The sequence below is a fragment of the Kitasatospora sp. NPDC053308 genome, from assembly GCF_055585785.1.
On sequence record NZ_JBVJJY010000001.1, the window covers coordinates 1,046,144 to 1,070,568 of the forward strand.

Consider the following 24,425-nt stretch of genomic DNA (forward strand, 5'->3'; position numbering starts at 1 on the left):
TCGTCACCATCGGCGTGTCCGTGAGCGTCCCCGACCCGTACGGCTCGGCGATCCAGGACGCCCGGGCGGGCCACGGCGATCCGCAGGCCCGGTCGATACCGACGCACGTCACCCTGCTGCCGCCGACCGAGGTGCCGGCCGAGCTGCTGCCGAAGATCGAGGAGCACCTGGCGGCGGTGGCGGCCGCGCACCGGCCGTTCCGGATGCTGCTGCGCGGCGCCGGGACCTTCCGCCCGGTCTCCCCGGTGGTGTACGTCCGGGTCGAGGAGGGCGCGCAGGAGTGCCGGCTGCTGGAGGCGGACGTCCGCTCCGGGCCGCTGGCCCGTGAGCTGGCCTTCCCGTACCACCCGCACGTGACGGTCGCCCACGGCCTGCCGGACGACGTGCTGGACCAGGCGTACGAGCAGGCGCGCGGCTTCCGGGCGTCCTTCCCGGTGCCCGGCTTCGGCATCTCCCGGTTCGACGCGGACGAGGTCTGGCGGCCCTGGCGGAGCTACTCCTTCGGCTGAGGCCGGCGCGTCAGGGCGGTCCCGGCCGCGCCCGGCCTGCCCCGCCTGATCCCGCCCCGCCTGATCCCGCCCCGCCTGATCCCGTCCTGCCCGGTCCCGCCCCGTCCCGCCCCAGGGCGAGCATCCGGTCCACCACCCGGCGGGCCGCGCCGCCGTCGTCCAGGGCGCAGTGCTCGGCCCGGAAGCGCCGGTAGCGTTCGGCGTAGCCCGGCGGTAACCCGGCGCCGCTGTCGGCGAGTTGGCGCAGCGCGCCGAGCAGTTCGGCGGAGGTCGGCACCAGCGGCCCGGGGGCGTGCGCCTCGAAGTCGAAGTAGAAGCCGCGCAGGGTGTCGCGGTAGTGCTCCAGGTCGTAGGTGAAGAAGTACACCGGGCGGCCGGTGATCGCGAAGTCGAACACGATCGACGAGTAGTCGGTCACCAGGACGTCGGCGACCAGCAGCAGCTCCTGCGGGTCCGGGTAGTCCCCGCAGTCGTACCGGAAGCCGTCGCCGGCGCCCGGCAGGGGCTCGCGCACGTGCGCGTGCGGGCGGACCAGCAGCACGTGGTCCGCGCCGAGCAGGCGGCGGGCGTGGTCGAGGTCCAGCCGCAGGTCGAGCCGGAAGCCGTTGCCGTCGCCGCGCTGCCGGTCCTCGCGCCAGGTCGGCGCGTACAGCACGATCCGCTTGCCGTCGGGGATGCCGAGGCGGCGGCGGACGGCCGCGGCGGTCCGCCGGTCCGGCCGGGCGAGCAGGTCGTTGCGCGGATAGCCGGACTCCAGCACCTCGCCCCGGTAGCGGAAGGCACGCCGCAGGATCGGGGTGGCGAACCGGCTGGGGGAGAGCAGCAGGCTCCACTGCGGGGTCTCCCGGTCGAGCGCCGCCAGGTAGCCGTGGTCGGCCAGCCAGGGGTTCTCGACGTCGTGGGCGATCCGCTTCAGCAGGGACCCGTGCCAGGTCTGCACGACGACCTGGCCGGGGCGGCGCTCCAGGAAGTCCGGGAAGTGGGTGTTGCCGACCAGGTAGCGGCAGGTGGCCAGCGCCCGGTACCACTCCGGGCTCCAGGTCCGGACCGGGGTGATCCCGGCCGGCAGCTGGGCCTGGGCGTCGTCGACCACCCACAGGTGGTCCAACGGCTCGGCGCGGCGCACGAGTTCGGCGTGCACGGCGCGCGGGGAGTCGGCGTAGCCGCGGCCGCCGAACACGTCGTACAGCACCGCTTCGCGCAGCGGCCGGCGCCGGGCGGCGGGGTAGCGCTCGGTGCGCTGGCGGTGCTGCGTCCAGGCGCTGCGCTCGGCGGGGCCGAGCACCGGGGTGGAGTCCACCAGCAGGGTGTCGTGCCAGCGGCGCTGCAGCAGGATCCGCTTGCCGCCGGCCGCGGTGGCGGCGGGGAGGGCGGGCAGCGCGGCGGGGGCGGCGAGCAGCGGGCGGCGCGGGCCGGGGCGGCCGGCCGGCTCCAGCGCGGCCTCCCAGATGCCCTTGCGCAGCGGCAGCGCGGTGCCGTCCGAGCCGGTGCGGGTGGCGGGCACCCGGGCCAGGAAGCGGCCGTCCCGTCCGGTCTCCACCGGGGTGCGGACCTCGCTCGCGCTGCCGGAGTGCCGCAGCACCAGCTCCAGCCGGTCGGCGGCCGGGCCGGGGCAGTGGCCGGACAGGTCGAAGCCCCCGGCGCGGACCGCGATCCGTTCGACCAGCCCGGCCGGGAGCTGGACGCAGACCTGGAGTCGGCCGTCGGCGAGGTGCTTGAGGTAGAGCACGCGGTCGGGGGCGCCGGGCAGCGGGTGCTGGCCGGCCACCGGGCCGGCGCGCTCGTCCAGGCAGAGCTGCTCGGTGCCGCCGCCCGGGCGCAGCAGTTCGGCGTCCCAGTGCTCCAGTTCGCCGCCGCCGCGCCCCTCGGCGGTGAACGGCCGGTACGGCAGGCGGACGGTGAAGGTGTTGCCGCCGCGGGTGAGCGGCCGCTCGATCACGGCGTCGCTCTCCCGGTGGCGCAGCCGCAGCACGGTGCCGGACGGGCAGGAGTCGGCGAAGCCGCCCAGCTCGATGCCGTCGGCGGCGCGGACGGCCCGGGTGATCCGTACCGCGGGGCGCTCCAGCCGCAGCCGCAGCCGGTCGTCCGCGAAGTACGGCTGGAGGCGGACGTCGCCGTCCACCCAGTGGGCCGGCGGGTACTCGCCGGAGCCGCACCAGTGCGGGGCGAGTTCGCCGTACTGGCGGCGCACCCGGGCGGCGCGCGGGCGGGTGAAGAGGGTGGTCTCGATCCGCCAGTCGCCGAGCAGCCAGCGGCCTTCGCGGCGCAGCCGTCGGGGGTCCAGCAGCGCGGTGAAACCGGACCAGTCGTGGTTGTGCTCGGGCTGGGCGCTGTCGTCGGTGACCTCCGGCATCCGGCGGGGCCGGGAGCGCACGTGCAGCGGCGGGCCGCCGTCGTCCTCGGGGCGCAGGGTGAGCCAGGTCCACGCGGATCCGGGGCGGCCGGTGTCCAGGCCCCGCGGCAGGGCGAAGCCGGTGAGCTCCAGGCCGCGACGGCGCCAGTGCGCGCGCAGCAGTCCGAACCGGACGTCCCCGTCGTCCGCGGGGCGGCCGGTGCTCGTCCGGGGGGCGGCGTGCGGCAGGACGAGCCGGGTGAGTACGGGCATGGCGATCAGCGCCCTTCGGAATGGAAATTCACATCCCATCCGGAAATGTCGCCATTGGTCAAATGAACGCTTTTTCGAATTCCCTCAGGAATTCATTTCCGGGAACGCTTTTCCGTGAATCGGACGAGCGTTCCAGTAGCCCGCGCCCGAATGCCTCCCGGGAACGCGAAGGCGCCCGACACCGGCCGGTGTCGGGCGCCTCGTGGAGGGTGCGCGGGGACTACTCCGTGCGGAGCATCGCGTCAACCACCCGGGCGGCGGCCTTGCCGTCGTCCAGGTCGCAGTACGCCTCGCGGAAGGCGGCGGCCTTGTCCGCGTACTCGGCCGCGACCTCGTCCACCCGGCCGAGCGCGGAGACCAGCTCCTCGGAGGTGGCCAGCAGCGGGCCGGGCGCCTCCGCCTCGAAGTCCAGGCTGAAGCCGCGCAGGTTGTCCCGGTAGTGCTCCAGGTCGTAGGTGAAGAAGAACATCGGCTTCCCGGTCGACGCGAAGTCGAACACGCTCGCCGAGTAGTCCGTCACCAGGACGTCGGCGATCAGCAGCAGCTCCGCCATGTCGGGGTAGCTGCCGACGTCCCAGATGTAGCCGTTGCCGGCGCCCGGGATCTGGCCGCACATCACGTTGTGCCGGCGCACCAGCAGCACCTGGTCGTCGCCGAGGGCGGCCTTGGCCGCCGCCAGGTCGATCCGCAGGTCGATCTGGTAGCCGCCCTGCGGGCGACGCCGGTCCTCGCGCCAGGTCGGCGCGTAGAGCACGACCTTCTTGCCCTCGGGCAGGCCCAGCCGCTCCCGGACCCGCTCGGCGGTCTTCTCCCGGTCGGCCGCGAACAGCAGGTCGTTGCGCGGCGAACCGCTCTCCAGGATCTCGCCCTTGAAGTCGAAGGCGCGCCGCAGCACCGGGGCCGACCAGCGGTTGCCGGCCACCAGCAGACTCCAGTTCGGCACCTCCCGGGCCAGGCCCTTGAGGTAGTTGGAGTCGGTGAACCAGACCTTCTCGAAGTCGAGGCCGACCTGCTTCAGCGGCGTGCCCTGCCAGGTCTGCAGCACCACCTGGCCGGGCCGGCGGACGAAGAAGTCGGGCAGGTGGGTGCTGGTGACGATGTACTTGGCGGTGGCCAGCGCCTCGAACCACTCCGGGCTCCAGAGCCGGACCGCCGTCGCGCTCTGCGGCAGCTCGACCTGCATGTCGTCGCTGCCCCACAGGTGCTCCAGCGACAGGCCGCGGCGGACCAGCTCCTCGTGCACGGCCCGCGGCGAGTCGGCGTACATGCTGCCGTTGCCGGCGTTGTACAGCACGGTGTCGCGCACCGGCAGCCGCCGGGCGGCCGGGTAGTCGACGGTGCGCAGCTGGCGCTGGCGGTAGCCGGACCGCTCCTCGGGCAGCAGCGCCGCGTGCGACTCCAGCGACAGGCCGTCGTGGTAGCGGCGCTCCAGCACGATCCGCTTGCCGCGGGACTCCACCTCCAGCGGGAGCGAGGCGAAGCAGACCGGGGTGACCTGCGCGGCCGAGTCCTTCAGCTTCGGGCCCGTCGCGCCGACCTGACGGAAGAAGACGTCCCAGGTGCCCTTGGCGAACGGCACCCGGCCGGCGAACGTGGCCGTCGGCACCGCGGGCAGCGCGGTGCGGAACCGGCCGTCCGAGATCTCCACCGGGTAGACGTGCTCCTCCTCGCGCCAGTGGTGACGGACCACCAGCTCCCAGCGGTGCGTGCCGGGCAGCGGGAACGAGCCGGCGAGCAGGAAGCCGTCGGCGCCGCGCGAGGACACCTCGTCCACCAGCGGCTGCAGCACCTGGTCGGAGAACTGCAGGTGGCCGCCGGGGGAGGGCTTGGAGTAGAGCGCCCGCTGCTGCTCCGCCGGGGCCTGCGGGTTCAGCGGCAGGTGCAGCTGCTCGGGCGCGTTGCGCTCGTCCCAGGCCACCGGGACGACACTGCCGTCGGCCAGCAGCAGCACGGCGTCCCAGCGGTCGCGGGCACGGTCGGCGGCCACCGGGTCCAGCTCGGCCCAGGCCTCGCGGACGGCGGTCAGCTCGTCGACCGGGACGGACGCGGTGAAGGGCTGCAGCGAGCCGACCGGCGCGCCCAGCTCCAGCGGGAAGGTCAGCTCGCGGTCCGACTCCAGGTGGGTCAGCCGCAGCCGGGCCCCGGCGAAGCTCGGGCCGGAGCGGGCCGCGCCCGAGACCTCCACCCGCCCGGCGTGCGCGGCCAGGCCGGTCACCCGGGCCTTGACCGTCTCCACCCGCAGGTAGACGAAGCTGTCCCGGACCCACGGCACGATCCGCACGTCCGGCTCGACCCAGTGCGCGGGGATGTACTGCGCGGTGTCGTGCCAGCCCGCCGAGATCCGGCCCTTGTAGACGCCGCCCTTGCCCGCGCCGGCCACCAGGACGCGCCAGTGCCCGTCCTTCCACTGTCCGCGGTGCTTGAGCTTCGCCGGGTCCAGCGAGACGGTGAAGCCGGACCAGTCGCAGCTGTACAGGTCGTGGTTGCAGCTCGCGGTGGCCTCGGGGCTGTACGTGGTCCGCATCGGGACCGCGATGACCCGGCGGCCCTTGGTCTCGCGCAGCACCAGGGTGCGGACCATGTCGTGCCTGCCGGCCGCGCCCAGCTGCTCCGGGTACGCGTGCCCGGTCAGCCGCAGCTTCCCGCCGACCCAGGCGCTCTCGTACAGCCGGCTGCGCATGACCAGCGAGTTGTCCAGCTTGAGCACGCCGGCCGGCACGCTCTTGCGCCCACCGCGCAGGAACGGGTAGTCGGCGTACGGGCGCAGCAGGCCGCGGGCCTGCACACCGCCGCCGCTCTCGCCCTCGTACTTGATCTGCTCGACCAGCTCGTCGATCCGGCCCGCCAGGGTCAGGTGGTACTTCAGCCGCAGCGGCGCGCGCAGCTTGCGGACCTGCTCGGGGCCGATCGCCCGGAGCAGCCGGCTGACGCACTGGACGTAGGCGTCCCGGTACTCCTTGTCGCCGTCCACGACGGACCAGAAGAACATCGGGATCTCCTCGACGAGGGTGTTCTCGTCGTAGGAGCGCAGGTACTCGGCGAAGCGCGGCTCGGTCTGCTTCTTCAGCCAGCCGCGGACCAGCTCGACCGAGGTGACCCGGTCGATCAGGCCCTTGGGGTTGGTGCGCATCTGCGTGATCGACATCTCGCCGACCTCGCGCTCGCGCCAGTGGTAGATCGGCTCGGAGAGCACGTCCACGCTCTTGGCGAGGTAGTGGTGCGGCACGCTGACCGGCGCGTCCTCGTACAGGATGCCCTCGGGGTAGAGGATGCCCGCGGCGTCGAAGAAGGAGCGCCGGTACACCTTGTTCCACGCGGTGCGGTCGGTGACCAGCGCCGGGATCTCGGTGATGTGGGTCTTGAGCCTGGTCTCCTTGAACGGCTTCACGTGGCCGCCGGACTGGTAGTAGCCCACGGCGCGGAAGCGCAGCACGTTGCCGGTGCAGAAGTCGGAGCCGGTCTCGTCCAGCGTGTTGATCATGAGCTCGTACGCACTCGGCGGCATCGAGTCGTCGCTGTCCACGAAGCACAGGAACTCGGCGTCCGGGTCGATGTGCCGGATGCCGGTGTTGCGGGCCGCGCCGAGGCCCTTGTTCACCTGGCGGACCAGCCGGAAGCGCGAGTCCTTGGCCGCGTACGCCTCGGCGAGCGCCGCGCTGTCGTCCTTCGAACCGTCGTCGACCATGACGCACTCGAAGTCCGTGAAGGTCTGGGCCGCGATCGAGTCGAGGCACTCGACGAGATAACGCTCGACGTTGTAGATCGGAACGACGATGGAGAGGCGGGGAGCCATCGGCTACGCAGGCCTTTCTGGGGAAGGTGAGCGTGGCAGCCCGTTGGGGGCCTGACCGCACTTCGATCGGTGCGTACGTGCGAGCCGATCCTACCTCCGGGCCAGGAGCCGCCCCCGGGGCCACTACGCTGGGCCCGTGCCCCGCTTCAGCGTCATCGTCCCCGTGTACCAGGTCCAGGACTACCTCGCCGAGTGCCTCGACTCGGTCCTCGGACAGGACGGCCCGGACCTCGAACTGATCGCGGTGGACGACCGCTCCCCGGACGGCTGCGGCGCGATGCTCGACGAGGCGGCCGCCGCCGACCCCCGCGTCCGGGTGCTGCACCTGCCGGAGAACGTCGGCCTCGGCCGGGCCCGCAACGCCGGCCTGGAGGTCGCCACCGGGGACTACGTGCTCTTCCTCGACAGCGACGACACCCTCACCCCCGGCCTGCTCAAGGCCGTCGACGAGCGGCTCGCCGCCACCGGGGACCCGGACGTCCTGGTCTACGACTACGCCCGCACCTACGCCGACGGCCGGATCACCCGGGCCGCCTCCGCGCACGTCTTCGGCGCCGCCTCCCCCGACGTCTTCGACCTCGCCGCCCGCCCCGACCTGCTCGACCTGCTCCAGGTCGTCTGGAACAAGGCCTACCGCCGCGACTTCGTCACCGAGCAGCAGCTGGTCTTCCCGGCCGGCTACTACGAGGACACCCCCTGGACGTACCCGGCGCTGCTCGCCGCCGCCCGGATCACGCTGCTCGACTGGGTCGGCGTGCACTACCGCCAGCGCCAGGAGGGCGGCAACATCCTGGCCACCGCCAGCCGCAAGCACTTCGACGTGTTCGCCCAGTACGACCTGGTCTTCGCCTTCCTCGACCGCCGCCCCGAGCTGGACCGCTGGCGCCCGGTCGTCTACGGCCGGATGCTGCACCACCTCAACACGGTGGTCTCCAAGCCCGGCCGGGTCCCCGCCGGCGACCGCCGCGAGTACTTCCGCCGCGCCGCCGCCCACTGCGCCCGGCTGCGCCCCGCCGGCTACCGCCCGCCGTCCGGCGTCGACGGCGTGCGCACCGAACTGCTCAGCCACGGCCGCTACGGCGCCTACCAGGCCGTCCGCGCCCTGGCCAAGGCCCGCCGCCTCGTCAGGAGGTAGGGCCCGCGCCCTGCCACCCGGCCCCGACTTCCCTGCTCGGCCCCGCGCCTGACGGCCGTTCGGGGGAAGGCCCGGTATAACCGGTCGGGTGGACTTCCTGACCCGCCTTCCGGTCATCGGCCCGCTCGTCGCGCGGGTGCTGCGCAGCCGCCCGTACCGGGTGTACGAGTACTTCTCCGCCGCCCGCGGCAACCGGCTGGCCGGCGCCGTCACCTTCTTCGGCTTCCTGGCCCTCTTCCCGCTGCTCACCGTGGGCCTGGCGATCGCCGTCGCGACGCTCAGCGACCACCAGGTGGACGACCTCCAGAAGCGCATCTCCGACCAGTTGCCCGGCCTCTCCGACGCGCTCGACCTGCCCTCGCTGGTGGCCAACGCGGGCGCCGTCGGGCTGGTCAGCGGGGCACTGCTGCTGGTCTCCGGCCTCGGCTGGGTGGACACCATGCGCACCTCGGTCCGGGACCTCTGGCAGCTGCCCGACGAGGAGGGCAACCCGGTGCTGCGCAAGCTCCGGGACGTCGTGGTGCTCGGCGGCCTCGGCCTGGTGTCGCTGTTCTCGCTGGGCGCCTCCGCCGCCGGGACGACCCTGGCCGGCCGGATCGCCGACGGCCTCGGCCTCGGCAGCGGCTACCTGCTCACCGGGGTCGGCGTGCTGATCGCCATAGGGTGCGACACCCTGCTGTTCGCCTACCTGCTGGCGCCCTTCCCCGGCATCACCGAGCAGCGCCGCCGGGACGTCCTCCAGGGCGCGCTGATCGGCGCGGTCGGCTTCGAACTGCTGAAACTGCTGCTCTCCTCCTACCTCGGCTCGGTCGCCGGGCGGAGCCTGTACGGTGCGTTCGCCACCCCGGTGGCGCTGCTGCTGTGGATCAACTTCGTCTGCCGGCTGCTGATGTACTGCGTCGCCTGGACGGCGACGGCGGACCCGGCGGCCGCCCGGGAGCGGACCAGGGCGCACGGACGCGCCCTGCTGGAGGCGGCGGACCAGGCCGAGGCGGAGGCAGCGGCAGGGACTGCGGAGCGGGCCGGCGGCCGGACCGCGGCGGGCGGCGGGGGAAAGGCCGCCGAGCACGCGGCGAAGAAGGCCGGCGAGAGGCCCGGCAGTGCCGGGGCCCGGCCCCAGGACTGAGACCGGGCCGCTCCGTTCGGGGGGCGGTCAGCCGGCCGAGCGGTGGCGCCGCTGCCGCACCACCAGCGCGCCGGCGCCGATCCCGGCCCCGCCCAGCACGACGGCCGACCAGCCGACGAGGCCGAGCCCGTCCTCCCCGCCGTCGGCGGCGGGGGCCGCGGCCGGCCGGGTGGTGACGGGGGAGGGGTGCGGCGGCGGCGCGGGCGTGTCGGCCGTGCCACCGGCCGGGGCCTGGCCGGCCGCGCCGGCCGGGGCCTCGTCGACCAGCTTGCCGACCGGCTGCACCTTGTCGGCCGCGGCGAAGCCCCAGTCCAGCAGGGCGGCCGTCTCGTCGTACACCTTCTGGTAGCTCGACGGGTGCATCACCGTGACGAGCAGGGTGCGGCCGCCGCGCTCGGCGGCGCCGACGAAGGTCGAGCCGGCGTTGGTGGTGGTGCCGTTCTTCACCCCGATCAGGCCCGGGTACTTGCCCAGCAGCCGGTCGGTGTTGGCGATCCCGAAGCTGCCGCGCTGGCCGGTGTTCTTGTCGACGGCGCCGGGGAACATCGCGTCCCGGGTCGCGCAGTACATCCGGAAGTCGGCGTTGCGCAGGCCCGCGCGGGCGAACAGCGACAGGTCGTAGGCCGAGGAGAGCTGGCCGTCCATGTCGTAGCCGTCCGGGGAGACCACCTTGGTGTCCTTCGCCTGCAGCGCCTCGGCGCGCGCCTGCATCTCGGCGACGGTCTGCTGGACGCCGCCGTTCATGTGCGACAGGACGTGCACGGCGTCGTTGCCCGAGCTCAGGAACACCCCGCGCCACAGGTCCTCGACCCGGTACTCCAGGTTCTCCTTGATGCCGACCAGGCTGCTGCCCGGGCCGATCCCCTGGATCTCCTCGTCGGCGACCCGGTGCACCGCGTTGCGGTCGAACTTGGGCAGCACGGTGTCCGCGAAGAGGATCTTCAGGGTGCTGGCCGGAGGCAGCCTGAGGTGCGGGTTGTAGGCCGCCAGCACGTCTCCTGAGGTCGCGTCGGAGACTATCCAGGACTGGCCGGTGAGATCGGCCGGCAGAGCCGGGGCGCCCGCCAGCGGGGCGACCTGGACTCCCGGGCTCCCGAGCCGGTCGCCGCCGATCGCGGCCGACGGCGGCGGCTGCTGCGGGGCCGCGACCGCCGCCGGGGCGACGAGCAGGACCGGGAGGGCCGCGGTGGCGGCGGCGCACAGGCGGGCGAACGTGTGACGGGGAGTGGGCACCAGCAGACCGTACCCACTCCGCACCCCGGGCGTCCGCCACCCCGGGCCCGTAATCCGCAGGAGGGGCCCGACGTACGCCGATCGGCGGCCCCCGCATACTGGGGACGCACACCGTCTTCACACCCCCGCCGAGGACCCCCATGAAGCTCAGCCGTCGCACCTCCTGGTTCCTGACCGCCTTCGGGGTCTGGTCGATCATCATCTGGACCACCTTCGTCAAGAACCTCTGGAAGGACTCCGGCGGCCAGGCCTTCACCAACGGCGACCACTCCCAGCCCACCGCGTTCTTCTGGGTCCACCTCCTGCTCGCCATCACCTCCTTCGCCCTCGGCATCGCCGTCGGCACCATCGGCCTCCGCGGCCTCCGCGCCACCCGCCGCACCCCGGCCACCGACTGAATCCCATTGCCGCTGTCAGTGCTCACTGGCAGGATCTTCACCGCTCGTGCACGGAACAGATCCGTTGGACACAAGGGGTGGGGAATCTCCATGACACTTCGACATGCCCGCAGGCTCGGCGGGGTCACCGCGGTGGTGCTCGCGGCCGGTCTGCTCGCGGCGCCGGTCGCAGCCGCCGTCCCGGGTGACGCCGTCACCGACCCGAAGGCGGTGCCCGCACCGGGCTTCGCCGCCACCGGCGTCCACACCGACGCCTGCGACGACGGCACCGCCCCCGGATGGCTCGGGGTCGCGAACCCGGTCCTGAGCGTCTCGGCCACCTCGCCGCAGGTGCGCTTCAAGGTCTGGGACGACTCGGCTCCGGAGCACGACAAGATCGTCGATACCACCGTCGTCGTCAGCGGCGCCGCCGCCAAGCTGGCCACCAGCGGACTGGCCGACGGCCACTCCTACTCCTGGCAGGCCTGGCCCGAGTACTCCCCGGGCAGCGGCAACCCCACCTCGACCTGCCATTTCCGGGTCGACCTCACCCGTCCGGGCCTGTCCGTCTCCTCCACGGACTTCCCGGCGGACGGAACGGGTGCCAAACCCGTCAAGTACGCGGGTGAGAAGGGCGTCTTCACTCTCAAGGGGACCGACGCGGCCCCGGCCGGGGGCCAGGCGTCCGGGGTGGCCTGCTACCGCTACAGCCTGAACGGGTCCTTCGGCGTCGGTTGGGGCTGCTCCTCCGGGAACACCGTCAAGGCGAACGCCGACGGCAGTGCCGAACTCACTCTCAAGGTTAACGACTGGGGCACCAACACCCTCAAGGTCCAGGCCATGGACAGCGCGGGCAACGAGGGCCAGGTACTCAGCTACACCTTCTACGCGCCCTGGGACTCTCGTCCCAAGCCGGCGGTCCCGGGGGACGTGGACGGCGATGCCGTCCCCGACATCCTGCTGCCGGACGCCCAGGGGAATCTGCAGATCATCAGCGCCGCCGCCACCGGTACCACCCCGACCTCGACCATCCCCGCGGCGCTCGCACCGCTGCACGCCGGTTGGCAAGGCGACCTGGTGCTGCACCGCGGCTGGGCCAACATCCACGGCCCCGGCGATGACCTGGTGGTGCGCCCCAAGGACAACGCCCAGGTCCTGTACGTCTACGCCAACTGGAACCAGGGCGACTTCAGCGACCGCAACCCCAGCCTCGCGTGGAAGCCGTCCAGCTGCATCGATCCCGCGGGTACGTCGGTCACCTGCCCCGAGGACTACGCCGCGGACTGGTCGGGGGCCGACCAGCTCGTCGCGGTCGGCGGGCGCTCCGGTACCACACCCTCCCTGCCGACGCTCCTCTCGGTCGAGCACGGCAAGCTGTACGGCTACGTCGACATGGGCCGTGACTACGGTTACGCCCAGCTCGTCGCCACCTTGGGCGACTGGAGCGGCTACGACTTGGTGGCGCCCGGTGCGGACGCGGCCGGCAACCTGGCGCTGTGGGCCCGTGACCGGGCCACCGGGGAGCTGCACGCCTACCCGGTGACCAGGCAGGCCAACGGGCTGCTCGACTTCTCCGCCCTCGCCGACCCCTCTGCGAACGTGGTCGCCACCGGCTTCACCACGGCCGCCTACCCGACGCTGGGCAGCTCGGGCGACGGGGACGGGGACGGCAAGCCGGACCTGTGGGCCGTCACGGCCGACCGGCACCTGGTGACGTTCAGCGGCTGGTCCGCGCCGAAGGACCTCGGCGCGCTCCGCTGACGACCACGAAGGCCCCCGCCCGATCCTCGGATCGGGCGGGGGCCTTCGGGTTGTCGGGCGGTGATCAGAAGCGGCGGGTGACCAGCGCCCGCTTCACTTCCTGGATCGCCTTGGTGACCTCGATGCCACGCGGGCAGGCCTCGGAGCAGTTGAAGGTGGTGCGGCAGCGCCACACGCCCTCGCGGTCGTTGAGGATCTCCAGGCGCTGCTCGGCGCCCTCGTCGCGCGAGTCGAAGATGAAGCGGTGCGCGTTGACGATGGCGGCGGGGCCGAAGTACTGGCCGTCGTTCCAGAACACCGGGCAGGACGACGTGCACGCGGCGCACAGGATGCACTTGGTGGTGTCGTCGAAGCGCTCGCGGTCCTCGGCGGACTGCAGGCGCTCGCGGGTCGGCTCGTTCCCCTTGGTGATGAGGAACGGCATGACGTCCTTGTACGCCTGGAAGAACGGGTCCATGTCCACGACCAGGTCCTTGAGGACCGTCAGGCCCTTGATGGCCTCGATCGTGATCGGCTTCTCCGGGTTGACGTCCTTGATCAGGGTCTTGCACGCCAGCCGGTTGCGGCCGTTGATCCGCATGGCGTCGGAGCCGCAGATGCCGTGCGCGCAGGAACGGCGGTAGGTGAGGGTGCCGTCCTGCTCCCACTTGATCTTGTTGAGCGCGTCCAGGACGCGCTCCTTCGGGTCCATCTCCAGCTGGTAGTCGACCCACACCGGGTCCGGGTGCTCCTCCGGGTTGAACCGGCGGATCCGGAAGGTGACGGTGATCAGCTGCGTGCCGCCGGCCTCGGCCGCGTCCAGAGCGGCCGAGTGCTTCTCCACGGTCGGAGTGCTCATCAGTACTTACGCTCCATCGGCTGGTAGCGGGTCGTGACGACCGGCTTGTAGTCGAGGCGGATGGAGGTGCTGCCGTCGGCGGCGACCTCCTGGTACGCCATGGTGTGCTGCATGAACTTCACGTCGTCGCGGGTCGGGAAGTCCTCGCGGTAGTGGCCGCCGCGGGACTCCTCGCGGGCCAGCGCGGAGACGGCCAGCACCTCGGCCAGGTCGAGCAGGTTGCCCAGCTCGATGGCCTCCAGGAGGTCCGTGTTGTAACGGAAGCCCTTGTCCTGGATGGAGACGTTCTTGTAGCGCTCCTTCAGCGCGGCGATGTCCTCGACCGCCTGCTTCAGGGTGGCGCCGGTGCGGTACACCATCGCGTTGGCGTCCATGGTCTCCTGCAGCTCCTTGCGGATCTGCCCCACGGACTCGGTGCCGGTGGACTCGCGCAGCTGGTCCACCATCTGCTGGACGAGCTGCTCCGGGTTCTCCGGGAGCGGCACGAACTCGTTGGCGTTGGCGTAGTCGGCGGCGGCGATGCCCGCGCGACGGCCGAACACGTTGATGTCCAGCAGCGAGTTGGTGCCCAGGCGGTTGGCGCCGTGCACGGACACGCAGGCGACCTCGCCGGCCGCGTACAGGCCCGGGACGATGTCCGTGTTGTTGCGCAGGACCTCACCCTCGACGTTGGTCGGGATGCCGCCCATGGCGTAGTGCGCGGTGGGCTGGATCGGGATCGGGTCCGTGTAGGGCTCGATGCCGAGGTAGGTGCGCGCGAACTCGGTGATGTCCGGGAGCTTGGCGTCCAGCTGCTCCGGCGGCAGGTGGGTGAGGTCCAGGTAGACGTGGTCGCCGTCCGGACCGCAGCCGCGGCCTTCGCGGATCTCGGTGTAGATCGCGCGGGAGCAGACGTCACGGGACGCGAGGTCCTTCATGACGGGGGCGTAGCGCTCCATGAAGCGCTCGCCGTCCTTGTTGCGCAGGATGCCGCCCTCGCCGCGGGCGCCCTCGGTGAGCAGGATGCCCATGCGCCAGATGCCCGTCGGGTGGAACTGGAAGAACTCCATGTCCTCCAGGGGCAGGCCGCGGCGGTAGGCCACCGCCTGGCCGTCACCGGTGAGGGTGTGGGCGTTCGAGGAGACCTTGAACATCTTGCCGGTGCCGCCGGAGGCGAACACGACCGACTTGGCCTGGAAGACGTGGATCTCGCCGGTGGCCAGCTCGTAGGCGACGACGCCGGCGGTCTTGCCCTCGTTGATCAGCAGGTCGAGGACGTAGAACTCGTTGAAGAACTCGACGCCGTGCTTGACGCAGTTCTGGAACAGCGTCTGGAGGATCATGTGGCCGGTGCGGTCGGCCGCGTAGCACGAGCGGCGGACCGGGGCCTCGCCGTGGTTGCGGGAGTGACCGCCGAAGCGGCGCTGGTCGATCCGGCCCTGCTCGGTGCGGGAGAAGGGCAGGCCCATCTTCTCCAGGTCGAGGACGGCGTCGATGGCCTCCTTGCACATGATCTCGGCGGCGTCCTGGTCGACCAGGTAGTCACCACCCTTGACCGTGTCGAAGGTGTGCCACTCCCAGTTGTCCTCCTCGACGTTGGCGAGGGCGGCGCACATGCCGCCCTGGGCCGCGCCGGTGTGGGACCGGGTGGGGTAGAGCTTGGTCAGGACCGCGGTGCGGCTGCGCTGCGTGGACTCGATGGCCGCGCGCATGCCGGCGCCGCCGGCGCCGACGATGACGGTGTCGTACTGGTGAATCTGCATGGGGGGTTAACTCGCCTCTGGCCTCTGCCGATGGTCGATGGTGCTCGCGGCTCAGATGTTGGGGTCGAAGGTGAAGATCACCAGGGTGCCCAGCAGCACGGTGAAGACCGTGGCGGTACCCATGAGCCCCTTGAGCCAGAGCCGGGTCGAGTCCTTCTCGGCGTAGTCGTTGATGACCTGACGCATGCCGTTGGCGCCGTGCAGCATGGCGAGCCACAGCATCAGGAGGTCCCAGCCCTGCCAGAACGGCGAGGCCCAGCGACCGGCCACGAAGGCGAAGCCGATCTTGGACACGCCGCCGTCGAGGATCAGCATGATGATCAGGTGGCCGAGGATCAGCGCGACCAGGACGACGCCGGACAGGCGCATGAAGAGCCAGGCCAGCATCTCGAAGTTGGTGCGGGTGCGGCGCGGGGTCTTCGCGGTCCGCTTGCGCGGCGGCTCGATGACGAACGCGTCGGCCGGGTTGCCGGTGCCGAGGCCCTTGCCGGTGTGCGCCTGCTTCGAGGGGACGACGACGGCGTCGGAGATTTCCGTGCTCATGTCTCAGCTCACTTCCCGAACCAGGAGATCAGCGTGTGCTGCAGGATCCCGTAGAAGGAGCCGGCCATCAGGACGACCCAGACGCCGACGACGGTCCAGAGCATCTGCTTCTGGTACTTCGGGCCCTTGGACCAGAAGTCCACCGCGACGACCCGCAGGCCGTTGAGGGCGTGGAACAGGATGGCGGCCACCAGGCCGTACTCCATCAGGTTCACGAGGGGAGTCTTGTACGTCTGGATGACGGTGTCGTAGGACTCCGGCGACACCCTCACCAGGGCGGTGTCGAGGACGTGGGCGAACAGGAAGAAGAAGATGAGGACGCCGGTGACTCGATGAGCCACCCAGCTCCACATGCCTTCCCGGCCGCGGTACAGCGTTCCAGCCGGCACGGAAAAACCCTCCGGAAGCGATTGGGGGCTCGGCCGGCTTCGGTGTCGGTCAGCCCGGCCGGGTACGGTCCACCGGCCGCGAGCATCCTATCGACGCCTTCTCGCGTACCGCCTCCGGGGGCCCCAGGTGTGATCAATCAGGCACTTCTGGCCTAGTGGGGCGGGAACCGAACCGGAATTCGCCACGGGGGGTGACGGCGCGACCGCGCCCCGCACCGGTGGGTGCGGGGCGCGGGGGTCGGCCTTCATCCGTCCGGGCGGATCACTCGCACGGATGAACGGAGGGCGAGGGGGGCCGGTTCAGCGGGCCCCGGCCTCCGAATGGGTGGCGACCAGGTGCTCCAGGCGGGTGAGGGCGATCCGGCGGAGCTCGTCCGCCGCGATCAGCCGTTCCTCGTCCGGGTCGTTGGCCAGCCGGGTGCGGATGGAGGAGAGCACGGCGTCGAGCATCTCCTCCGGGGCGACGCCCTCCAGGCAGACCACGAAGACGTGGCCGAACCGGGCCTCGTACGCGGCGTGCGCCGCCCGCAGCGCGGTGTGCGCGGCCTGGCTTCCGGGGGCCCGCATGCCGAGCAGCGGCTGCGGCATCCAGCTCTCGTCGGCCAGCGCCTCGGCGAGGTCGGCCGGGCGGAGGTCGTAGGAGGCCTCGCTGGCGGCGGCCAGCAGGGACTCTATGTCGGGGTACGGCCGGTGCGCGGTGAGCCGCAGGGCCCAGCGGTGGCTGCCGCAGCAGGCCAGCAGGGCCTCCTCGGCGGCGCCGGGGTCGGCCTCGTTGAAGCGGTGCAACCCGAGGAGGGTCGGCTCCGTGCTGACGTCGAGCCGCTGTGACGGGATGTCGCTGGCCAGCGGGTCCTCCTCGTGAGGGCGGGAAGGTGCCGGTGGGGTGGGGTGGTGGGGCAGCTGAAGTATGGGGCTGCGGGGCGGCGCCCGACGCCGGTCGGGCTGCGCCTCCAAGGTAGTTGAGGCGTCATCAGTTGGGGAGGGCGCGCGCCGAATTCATCCGGACGAGCTATCAAGTTGTGACGTTGACACCTTCGCGTCAGCGCCCTCCCCGCGTTCATCTGCTAACCGCCGGTGCCGCCGGGCCGGGCCGGTTCAGGAGCAGCGGGTGCCCGCGGCCGGCATCGTGCCCTCGGTCAGGTAGGCCTCCAGGGCCCGGTCGATGCAGACGTTGCCCTTGCCGAAGGCGCCGTGGCCCTCGCCGACCCGGGTGAGCAGGGTCGCGTCGGCGAAGCCCTTGGCCAGCGACTCGGCCGAGGCGTACGGGGTGGCCGGGTCCCCGGTGGTGCCGACCACCAGGATCGGGGCGCTGCCCTCGGCCCGGATGGTGTGCGGCTTCTCCGACGTCTTGAACGGCCAGTAGGCGCAGCCGGGCTCGCTGTAGTCGTCCACCGTGACGCCCTTGGACAGCAGCGGCGCCTCGGCGAGCAGCCGGTCCACGGCGGCCTTGGCGTGCTCGGGGGTGGGCGCGGGGCGGGCGGCGTCGGCGCAGCTGATCGCGCTGTTGGCCTCCTCGATCGGGCTGTAGTGGCCGTTCGCGTCGCGGCCGTTGTAGTCGTCGGCGAAGGCCAGCAGCAGGTCGCCGCGCTTCGCCTGCATCGCCATGACGAGGGCGGCCCGCAGGTACGTCCAGGAGGTCTTCTCGTCGCCGTAGAGCGTCTGGATGGTGCCGGTCCAGGCCTGGTCGCTGCCGAGCTTGCGGCCGTCCTTGGTGGGCAGCGGGCCGTCGCGCAGGCCGTCCAGGAAGTCGGCGGCCTTCTTGGCGGCCGCGGACCTGTCCTTGCCGAGCGGGCACTCGTCGGCGTGGTTCTCCACGCAGTCGGCGGCGAAGCGCTCGAAGGACTTCTCGAAGCCGATCTGCTGGTCGACGCCGTGGTCCAGGGTGTCCTGCGCGGGGTCGACGGCGCCGTCCAGGACCAGTCGGCCGGTGTTCTTCGGGAACTCCTCGGCGTAGAGGGCGCCGAGGTAGGTCCCGTAGGAGATGCCGAGGTAGTTGAGCTTCCGGTCGCCGACCACGGCGCGCAGCACGTCCAGGTCGCGGGCGGTGTTGCGGGTGCCGACGAAGGGCAGCAGCTTGCCGGACTTGGCCTGGCAGGCGGCGGCGTGCTCGGTGGACTGCTTGATGTGCGCGGCCTTGCGCTCGGCCGGGTCCAGCGGTTCGTCCTGCTGCTCGGCGGCGTCGTGCTGCTTGTCGTCGTAGCAGACGACCGGCGAGCTGTCGCCGGTGCCGCGGGGGTCGAAGCCGATCACGTCGAAGCGGTTGTGCAGGGCGCCGACGAAGTCCTTGGCGCCGTACTTGACCATCTCGACGCCGGAGCCGCCGGGGCCGCCGGGGTTGACCATCAGCGAGCCGATCCGCTGGTTCGGCTTGGCGGCCGGGTACTTGATCAGCGCGAGGTCGATCGCGTCGTTGCCGGGGTTGGCGTAGTCGAGCGGGACGTGCAGCTTTCCGCAGGTCATCGCGGAGGTGTCGACCCTGGCCTGGCCGGCCTGGGGGTCGGCCGGGCAGGCCGCCCAGGTGATCTGCTGGCCGTAGAAGGGCTTGAGCGCCGGGTCGGCCTCGCCGCCGGGCCGGGTGGTCGCCGTCGGGGCGGCCGCGCTGCTCGCGGCGGCGGGCGCCGAGGCGCCGGCGGCCTTGTCCTGGGCCGGGGCGCTGGTGCCGTCGCAGGCCGTGGCGAGGAGGAGGGTGCCCGCCGCGGCCGCGGTCAGCAGGACTCGTGGGCGGGCGGCCCGGAAGGTTCTCATCGCACGTGTGTACCACCGGGTGGTGACGCGTTCGATCTTGACCCCCCGCGGGGCCCGCCCGCCCGGCCGGGCTCAGCCGCGGTGGACCTTGTGGTTGGCGGCCTGCGCCCGGGGGCGGACCACCAGCAGGTCGATGTTGACGTGCGAGGGCCGGGTGACCGTCCACGCCACGGTGTCCGCGATGTCCTCCGAGGTCAGCGGCTCGGCCACGCCCGCGTACACCGCGGCCGCCTTCTCCTCGTCGCCGCGGAAGCGGGTGACCGCGAAGCCCTCGGACTTCACCATGCCGGGTGCGATCTCGATCACCCGGATCGGCTCCCCGCACAGCTCCAGCCGCAGGGTGGCCGCGATGGTGTGCGCGGCGTGCTTGGCGGCGACGTACCCACCGCCGCCCTCGTACGCGGCCAGGGCGGCGGTCGAGGAGAGCACCAGCACCGTGCCGTCGCCGGTGGCCCGCAGGGCCGGCAGCAGCGCCTGCGTCACGTGCAGCACGCCGAGCACGTTCACCTCGTACATGGCCCGCCAGTCGGCCGGGTCGCCCTGCTCGACCGTCTCGGCGCCGATCGCGCCGCCGGCGTTGTTCACCAGGACGTCCACCCGGCCGACCTCGGCCGCGAAGGCGTCCACGGCGGCCCGGTCGGTGACGTCCAGCGTGACGGCCCGCGCCGAACCGCCCCGGTCGGCGATCTCCTTGGCCAGCGCCTCGATCCGCTCGGTGCGGCGGGCGGTCAGCACCACGTCGAAGCCCTCGGCGGCCAGCCGGCGGGCGGTCGCCGCGCCGATTCCGCTGCTGGCACCGGTGACCACGGCCACCTTCTGCTCGGTCATTGCCACTCCCTGGGGCTCATCGGTCGTTCACCCGATCATCTCAACCGCGTCGGCGCCCCCGCCGCCCGGTCGCGCTCTACATTGCGAGGACCGCCTCCCTCCCCCGCCGACCCGTGGAGAGACCCATGGCCGCCGCAGAATCCGCCCGCCGTTCGGAGTCGGGCCTCCCGATCGAGCCCCTGTACGGCCCCGAGGCGCTGGCCGACTGGGACCCGGCGACCCGCCTCGGCCGGCCGGGGGAGTACCCCTTCACCCGCGGCGTCCACCCGACGATGTACACCGGCCGGCCCTGGACGATGCGCCAGTACGCGGGCTTCGGCACCGCCGCCGAGTCCAACGCCCGCTACCGGCAGCTGATCGCGGGCGGCGGCACCGGCCTGTCCGTCGCCTTCGACCTGCCCACCCAGATGGGCTACGACTCGGACGCCCCGCTCGCGGCCGGGGAGGTCGGCAAGGTGGGCGTGGCGGTGGACAGCGTCGAGGACATGGCGGTCCTGTTCGACGGCATCCCGCTCGGCGGGGTGTCCACCTCGATGACCATCAACGCGCCCGCCGCGCTGCTCCTGCTCCTCTACCAGCTGGTGGGCGAGGCCCAGGGCGTGGCGCCGTCCGCGCTGACCGGCACGGTCCAGAACGACGTGCTGAAGGAGTACATCGCCCGGGGCACGTACATCTTCCCGCCGCAGCCCTCGCTGCGGCTGGTCGCCGACCTGTTCCGGTACTGCCGGGCCGAGATCCCGCGCTGGAACACCATCTCCATCTCCGGCTACCACATGGCCGAGGCCGGGGCCGATCCCGCGCAGGAGATCGCCTTCACCCTGGCCAACGGCATCGCCTACGTCCGTACCGCGATCGCCGCCGGGATGGCGGTGGACGAGTTCGCGCCCCGGCTCTCGTTCTTCTTCGTGGCCCGCACGACGCTCCTGGAGGAAGTGGCCAAGTTCCGTGCCGCGCGCAGGATGTGGGCCAGGATCATGCGCGAGGACTTCGGTGCGCGGGAACCCCGCTCGCAGATGCTGCGGTTCCACACCCAGACCGCCGGGGTGCAGCTCACCGCCCAGCAACCCGAGGTCAACCTGGCCCGGGTCACCGTGCAGGCGCTCGCCGCCGTGCTCGGCGGCACCCAGTCGCTGCACACGAACAGCTACGACGAGGCGATCGCGCTGCCCACCGAGAAGGCCGCCCGGTTGGCCCTGCGGACCCAGCAGGTGCTCGCCCACGAGACCGACGTGACCGCCACCGTCGACCCGTTCGCCGGTTCGTACGCCGTCGAGTCGCTCACCGACGGGCTGGAGGCCGCCGCGCTGGCGCTGATGGCCCGGATCGAGGACCAGGGCGGCGCGGTGGCGGCGATCGAGCGGGGGTTCCAGAAGGGCGAGATCGAACGCACCGCCTACCGCGTCCAGCGGGAGACCGACGCCGGGGAGCGGACCGTGGTCGGCGTCAACCGGTTCCGGTCGGACACGGAGGAGCCGTACCAGCCGCTGCGGGTGGACCCGGCGATCGAGCGGCAGCAGGCCGGACGGCTGGCCCGGCTGCGGGCCGAGCGCTCCGCCGGCGAGGTGGCCCGGGCGCTGGACGCGCTGCGCCGCGCGGCCGAGGGCCCGGCGAACGTGCTGTACCCGATGAAGGAGGCGCTGGCCGCCCGTGCGACCGTCGGCGAGGTGTGCGACGCGCTGCGCGGGGTGTGGGGGACGTACGCTCCGGTGGAGCGCTTCTGATCACCGCCTGAACGGCCGTCAACGCCCGGGAGGCGCCGAGGTGGTGGTGGCCGTGACCACCGCCCGGGGGGATCGTTGCACAGGGCAAGCAACCCCGGGGAAGGCGGCTGAAACGAGATGTCATACCCACCTGTCCGGCCGGTATGCGCCCATCCGGGGACTGGTTTTCCGGAAGTCGGGCCAAATCCCCCCAACAGGCCTACGATTAGCGGGATGAACCGTCCTGAGCCCGCTCAGCCGGGCGCCACTCTCGCCGACGCACGCCCCGCCGTCGAACTGCGCGACCGGGTGCGGGCGCTGGAGCCCGAGCTGATCGCCTTCCGCCGTGATCTGCACCGGCACCCGGAGCTGGGCCGCCAGGAGTTCCGCACCACCGGGCTGCTGCGCGACCGACTGGTGGCGGCCGGCCTCGACCCCCGGGTGCTGCCCGGCGGCACCGGCCTGCTCGTCGACATCGTCCCGGCCGGCACCGCCCCGGACGCCCAGATCCTGGCCTTCCGCGCCGACATCGACGCACTGCCCATCGACGACGCCAAGACCGACGTGCCCTACCGCTCGACCGTCCCCGGCCGGGCCCACGCCTGCGGCCACGACGTGCACACCGCGGTGGTGCTCGGCGCCGGCCTGGTGCTGGCGGAGGCCGCCCGCACCGGCGAGCTGCGCCGCCCCATCCGACTGGTCTTCCAGCCGGCCGAGGAGGTCATGCCGGGCGGCGCGCTGGACGTGATCAAGGCGGGCGGGATGGACCGCGTCGGGCGGATCTTCGCGGTGCACTGCGACCCCAAGGTGGAGGTCGGCCGGATCGCGCTGCGCACCGGGGCGATCACCTCGGCCTGCGACCGCCTGGTGCTGCACCTGGACGGCCCCGGCGGGCACACCGCCCGCCCGCACCTGACCACCGACCTGGTCACCGCGGTGGCCCGGATGGCCGCCGACCTCCCCGGCGCGCTGGCCCGCCGGATGGACCCGCGCTGGGGGGTCAGCCTGGTCTGGGGACGGATCGCCTCCGGCTCCGCGCCCAACGTCATCCCGCAGCACGCCGAGCTGGAGGGCACCGTCCGCTGCCTGGAGCTGGACGGCTGGCGCGAGGCGCCGGACCTGCTGCACGAACTGATCGCCAAGCTGGCCGAGACCTACCGGGCCAAGTGGACGCTGGACTACCACCGAGGGGTGCCGCCGGTGGTCAACGAAGCGGTCTCGGTCGCGCGACTGGACGAGATGATGCACGCGCGTTTCGGGTCCGACACGGTGGAGGGGACCGAGCAGAGCCTCGGGGGCGAGGACTTCTCCTGGTACCTGGAGCACGCCCCGGGCGCGCTGGCCCGGTTGGGCGTCCGCGCCCCCGGTGACACCACCGTCCGGGACCTGCACCAGGGCCGGTTCGACGTGGACGAGCGGGCGATCGGCATCGGTGCCGAACTGTTCGCGGCGCTGGCCCTGGAGGCGCCGGGCGACTGACGCAAGACCGGCGGGTCGGGCGCCGACACGTGGGCGGACGGTGGGCCTCCGGGGTTCAAGGGTGGTTCCGTAAACTGGGGCGCACCGACCTCGGACCACCGTCGTGCAGGGGAGAGAGCCTCGGGACGACCGTCAGACCACGGTTTGATAACAACCCGAATGCTCTGGCACCCCGTAACCCAACCGTGTTCTACGCGCGTTACGGTGGCGTCCGACCACGCCAAACGGTTGCGTGTCAGAAGGAGAAACTCCCTTGCGCCGTTCAATGAAGCTCGCCGCGGTTGTGCTCTCGGGTTCCCTGGGCATCGCCTCGCTCGCCGCTTGCGGCGCAAAGAGCACCGACAGCACCTCCTCCTCCGCCTCGGGCGACGGCTCGCTCAAGGTCGGCATGGCCTACGACATCGGCGGTCGCGGCGACCAGTCGTTCAACGACTCCGCCGCCCGTGGTCTCGACAAGGCCAAGGCCGAGCTGGGCGCCTCCGTGACCGAGGCCGAGGCCAAGGCCGGCGAGGCCGAGGCCGACAAGGAGACCCGCCTCAAGAACCTGGTCGACGCCGGCTACAAGACCATCATCGCGGTCGGCTTCGTCTACCAGCCGGCGGTCGACAAGGTCGCCAAGGACAACCCGAACGTCAAGTTCGCGATCATCGACTCGAACGACAAGGACCAGCCGTCCAACGTCACCTCGCTGCTCTTCGCCGAGCAGGAGGGTTCGTACCTGGCCGGTGTCGCCGCCGCCAACAAGTCGAAGGCCCACCACATCGGCTTCATCGGTGGTGTGCAGTCCGAGCTGATCAAGAAGTTCGAGGCCGGTTACAAGGCGGGCGCCAAGTCCGTCGACCCGAACATCGTGATCGAGACCACCTACCTGACCACGCCTCCGGACTTCACCGGCTTCAACTCGCCCGACAAGGGCAAGGAGGCCGCGCAGGGCCAGCTCGACAAGGGCGCGGACATCATCTACTCCGCCGCCGGTTCCTCCGGTGCCGGCGCCATCGAGGCCGTCGCCAACAAGCCGGGCGCCCTGGCCATCGGTGTCGACTCCGACCAGGCCAGCCAGCCGGCCCTGGCGAAGTACAAGAACAGCATCATGACCTCGATGGTCAAGAACGTCGACAACGCGGTCTACGCGTACATCGACTCGGTCAAGAAGGGCAACGCCTTCACCGGCATCAAGCTCTTCGACCTGAAGGCCGACGGTGTCTCGCTCGCCACCACCGGCGGCAAGATCGACGACATCCAGCCGCAGCTGAAGGCCGCCGCCGACGCCATCAAGAGCGGCGCCACCACCATCCCGACCGCGCCGGCCCAGTAAGGACCGCGCGTCTCGGACGCGACAGCGCCTGCCGACTGCCCGGCAGCGCGATGATCGACACACGGGAGGGGCCCGGCAGGGTGCGCTCAACGCGTACCCCCGGGCCCCGTCCCGTCCCCCCGTTCCCCCCTTGGCCCTCCGAGCGCAACGACGCGCCTCCAGACCACCAGGAGATCGCCATCACCGCATCCGATCCCGTCCCCCTGCGCAAGGACGGCACCCCCAGCGCGGGGACGGCGACACCGGCCGTCGAACTGCGCGGCATCACCAAGCGCTTCCCCGGTGTCGTGGCCAACCACGACATCAA

General features: G+C 72.2%; 18 protein-coding genes. 8 read left to right on the forward strand and 10 right to left on the reverse strand.

Annotated features, from left to right (window positions below; translation table 11 throughout):
* Positions 1–20 precede the first annotated feature (20 nt).
* Entirely contained in the window at positions 21–509 is a 489-nt protein-coding gene (locus ACZ6Y7_RS04860; RefSeq protein ID WP_465756381.1) for a 2'-5' RNA ligase family protein, read from the forward strand.
* A 10-nt stretch (positions 510–519) separates the two neighbouring features.
* On the opposite strand, the gene ACZ6Y7_RS04865 is transcribed toward ACZ6Y7_RS04860, so the two are convergent.
* On the reverse strand, positions 520–3,114 hold the full coding sequence (locus ACZ6Y7_RS04865) for a CDP-glycerol glycerophosphotransferase family protein (RefSeq protein ID WP_465756382.1): 2,595 nt from the start codon (positions 3,112–3,114) through the stop codon (positions 520–522).
* A 220-nt stretch (positions 3,115–3,334) separates the two neighbouring features.
* Positions 3,335–6,907 carry a bifunctional glycosyltransferase/CDP-glycerol:glycerophosphate glycerophosphotransferase gene (locus tag ACZ6Y7_RS04870; protein ID WP_465756383.1) on the reverse strand — a complete coding sequence of 1,191 codons (3,573 nt, stop codon included), beginning with the start codon at positions 6,905–6,907 and terminating at the stop codon, positions 3,335–3,337.
* A 136-nt stretch (positions 6,908–7,043) separates the two neighbouring features.
* Here ACZ6Y7_RS04870 and ACZ6Y7_RS04875 point away from each other — a divergent pair, with 136 nt between their 5' ends.
* Together ACZ6Y7_RS04875 and ACZ6Y7_RS04880 are read left to right on the forward strand one after the other, a co-directional pair.
* Positions 7,044–8,042 (forward strand): glycosyltransferase family 2 protein, encoded by a 999-nt coding sequence (locus ACZ6Y7_RS04875; RefSeq protein ID WP_465756384.1) that lies wholly within the window; start codon positions 7,044–7,046, stop codon positions 8,040–8,042.
* An 88-nt stretch (positions 8,043–8,130) separates the two neighbouring features.
* The gene (locus ACZ6Y7_RS04880; protein ID WP_465756385.1) at positions 8,131–9,168 is read left to right on the forward strand and encodes a YihY/virulence factor BrkB family protein; all 1,038 of its coding nucleotides are present in this window, start codon (positions 8,131–8,133) and stop codon (positions 9,166–9,168) included.
* Positions 9,169–9,195: 27 nt separating this feature from the next.
* On the opposite strand, the gene ACZ6Y7_RS04885 is transcribed toward ACZ6Y7_RS04880, so the two are convergent.
* Positions 9,196–10,401, reverse strand: a complete 1,206-nt coding sequence (locus tag ACZ6Y7_RS04885) for a D-alanyl-D-alanine carboxypeptidase family protein (protein WP_465756386.1) — start codon at positions 10,399–10,401, stop codon at positions 9,196–9,198.
* A 140-nt stretch (positions 10,402–10,541) separates the two neighbouring features.
* Between ACZ6Y7_RS04885 and ACZ6Y7_RS04890 the strand changes: the two genes are divergently transcribed.
* The gene (locus ACZ6Y7_RS04890; protein WP_465756387.1) at positions 10,542–10,799 is read left to right on the forward strand and encodes an SCO4848 family membrane protein; all 258 of its coding nucleotides are present in this window, start codon (positions 10,542–10,544) and stop codon (positions 10,797–10,799) included.
* A gap of 90 nt (positions 10,800–10,889) precedes the next feature.
* Entirely contained in the window at positions 10,890–12,539 is a 1,650-nt protein-coding gene (locus ACZ6Y7_RS04895; protein ID WP_465756388.1) for a hypothetical protein, read from the forward strand.
* A 64-nt stretch (positions 12,540–12,603) separates the two neighbouring features.
* Here ACZ6Y7_RS04895 and ACZ6Y7_RS04900 read toward each other — a convergent pair whose 3' ends face one another.
* The 7 genes from ACZ6Y7_RS04900 to ACZ6Y7_RS04930 all read right to left on the reverse strand — a co-directional run bounded on the left by ACZ6Y7_RS04900 (position 12,604) and on the right by ACZ6Y7_RS04930 (position 19,624).
* A complete protein-coding gene (locus tag ACZ6Y7_RS04900) occupies positions 12,604–13,377 on the reverse strand; it encodes a succinate dehydrogenase iron-sulfur subunit (protein WP_402222455.1) in 774 nt (257 codons plus the stop codon).
* Positions 13,377–15,119: a succinate dehydrogenase flavoprotein subunit gene (gene sdhA, locus ACZ6Y7_RS04905; RefSeq protein ID WP_465756389.1), complete on the reverse strand. Its 1,743-nt coding sequence runs from the start codon at positions 15,117–15,119 to the stop codon at positions 13,377–13,379. The genes ACZ6Y7_RS04900 and sdhA overlap by 1 nt, the downstream gene beginning before the upstream one ends.
* A 51-nt stretch (positions 15,120–15,170) precedes the next feature.
* Positions 15,171–15,662: a succinate dehydrogenase, hydrophobic membrane anchor protein gene (gene sdhD / locus ACZ6Y7_RS04910; RefSeq protein WP_465756390.1), complete on the reverse strand. Its 492-nt coding sequence runs from the start codon at positions 15,660–15,662 to the stop codon at positions 15,171–15,173.
* An 8-nt stretch (positions 15,663–15,670) separates the two neighbouring features.
* Positions 15,671–16,051 (reverse strand): succinate dehydrogenase, cytochrome b556 subunit, encoded by a 381-nt coding sequence (sdhC, locus tag ACZ6Y7_RS04915; protein WP_033332398.1) that lies wholly within the window; start codon positions 16,049–16,051, stop codon positions 15,671–15,673.
* Positions 16,052–16,351: 300 nt separating this feature from the next.
* The gene (locus tag ACZ6Y7_RS04920) at positions 16,352–16,837 is read right to left on the reverse strand and encodes a 2-oxo-4-hydroxy-4-carboxy-5-ureidoimidazoline decarboxylase (RefSeq protein ID WP_465756391.1); all 486 of its coding nucleotides are present in this window, start codon (positions 16,835–16,837) and stop codon (positions 16,352–16,354) included.
* A gap of 309 nt (positions 16,838–17,146) precedes the next feature.
* Complete coding sequence (locus tag ACZ6Y7_RS04925; RefSeq protein WP_465756392.1) at positions 17,147–18,796, reverse strand: alpha/beta hydrolase; 1,650 nt, start codon at positions 18,794–18,796, stop codon at positions 17,147–17,149.
* Positions 18,797–18,868: 72 nt separating this feature from the next.
* Positions 18,869–19,624, reverse strand: coding sequence for an SDR family oxidoreductase (locus tag ACZ6Y7_RS04930; RefSeq protein WP_465756393.1), 756 nt, complete (start codon positions 19,622–19,624; stop codon positions 18,869–18,871).
* 125 nt (positions 19,625–19,749) lie between these two features.
* Between ACZ6Y7_RS04930 and ACZ6Y7_RS04935 the strand changes: the two genes are divergently transcribed.
* The 3 genes from ACZ6Y7_RS04935 (at position 19,750) to ACZ6Y7_RS04945 (ending at position 24,118) form a co-directional block, all read left to right on the forward strand.
* Positions 19,750–21,345, forward strand: coding sequence for an acyl-CoA mutase large subunit family protein (locus ACZ6Y7_RS04935; RefSeq protein ID WP_465756394.1), 1,596 nt, complete (start codon positions 19,750–19,752; stop codon positions 21,343–21,345).
* Between the two features lie 213 nt (positions 21,346–21,558).
* Complete coding sequence (locus ACZ6Y7_RS04940) at positions 21,559–22,803, forward strand: amidohydrolase (protein WP_465756395.1); 1,245 nt, start codon at positions 21,559–21,561, stop codon at positions 22,801–22,803.
* A gap of 253 nt (positions 22,804–23,056) precedes the next feature.
* Positions 23,057–24,118 carry a BMP family lipoprotein gene (locus ACZ6Y7_RS04945; protein WP_465756396.1) on the forward strand — a complete coding sequence of 354 codons (1,062 nt, stop codon included), beginning with the start codon at positions 23,057–23,059 and terminating at the stop codon, positions 24,116–24,118.
* Positions 24,119–24,425 lie beyond the last annotated feature (307 nt).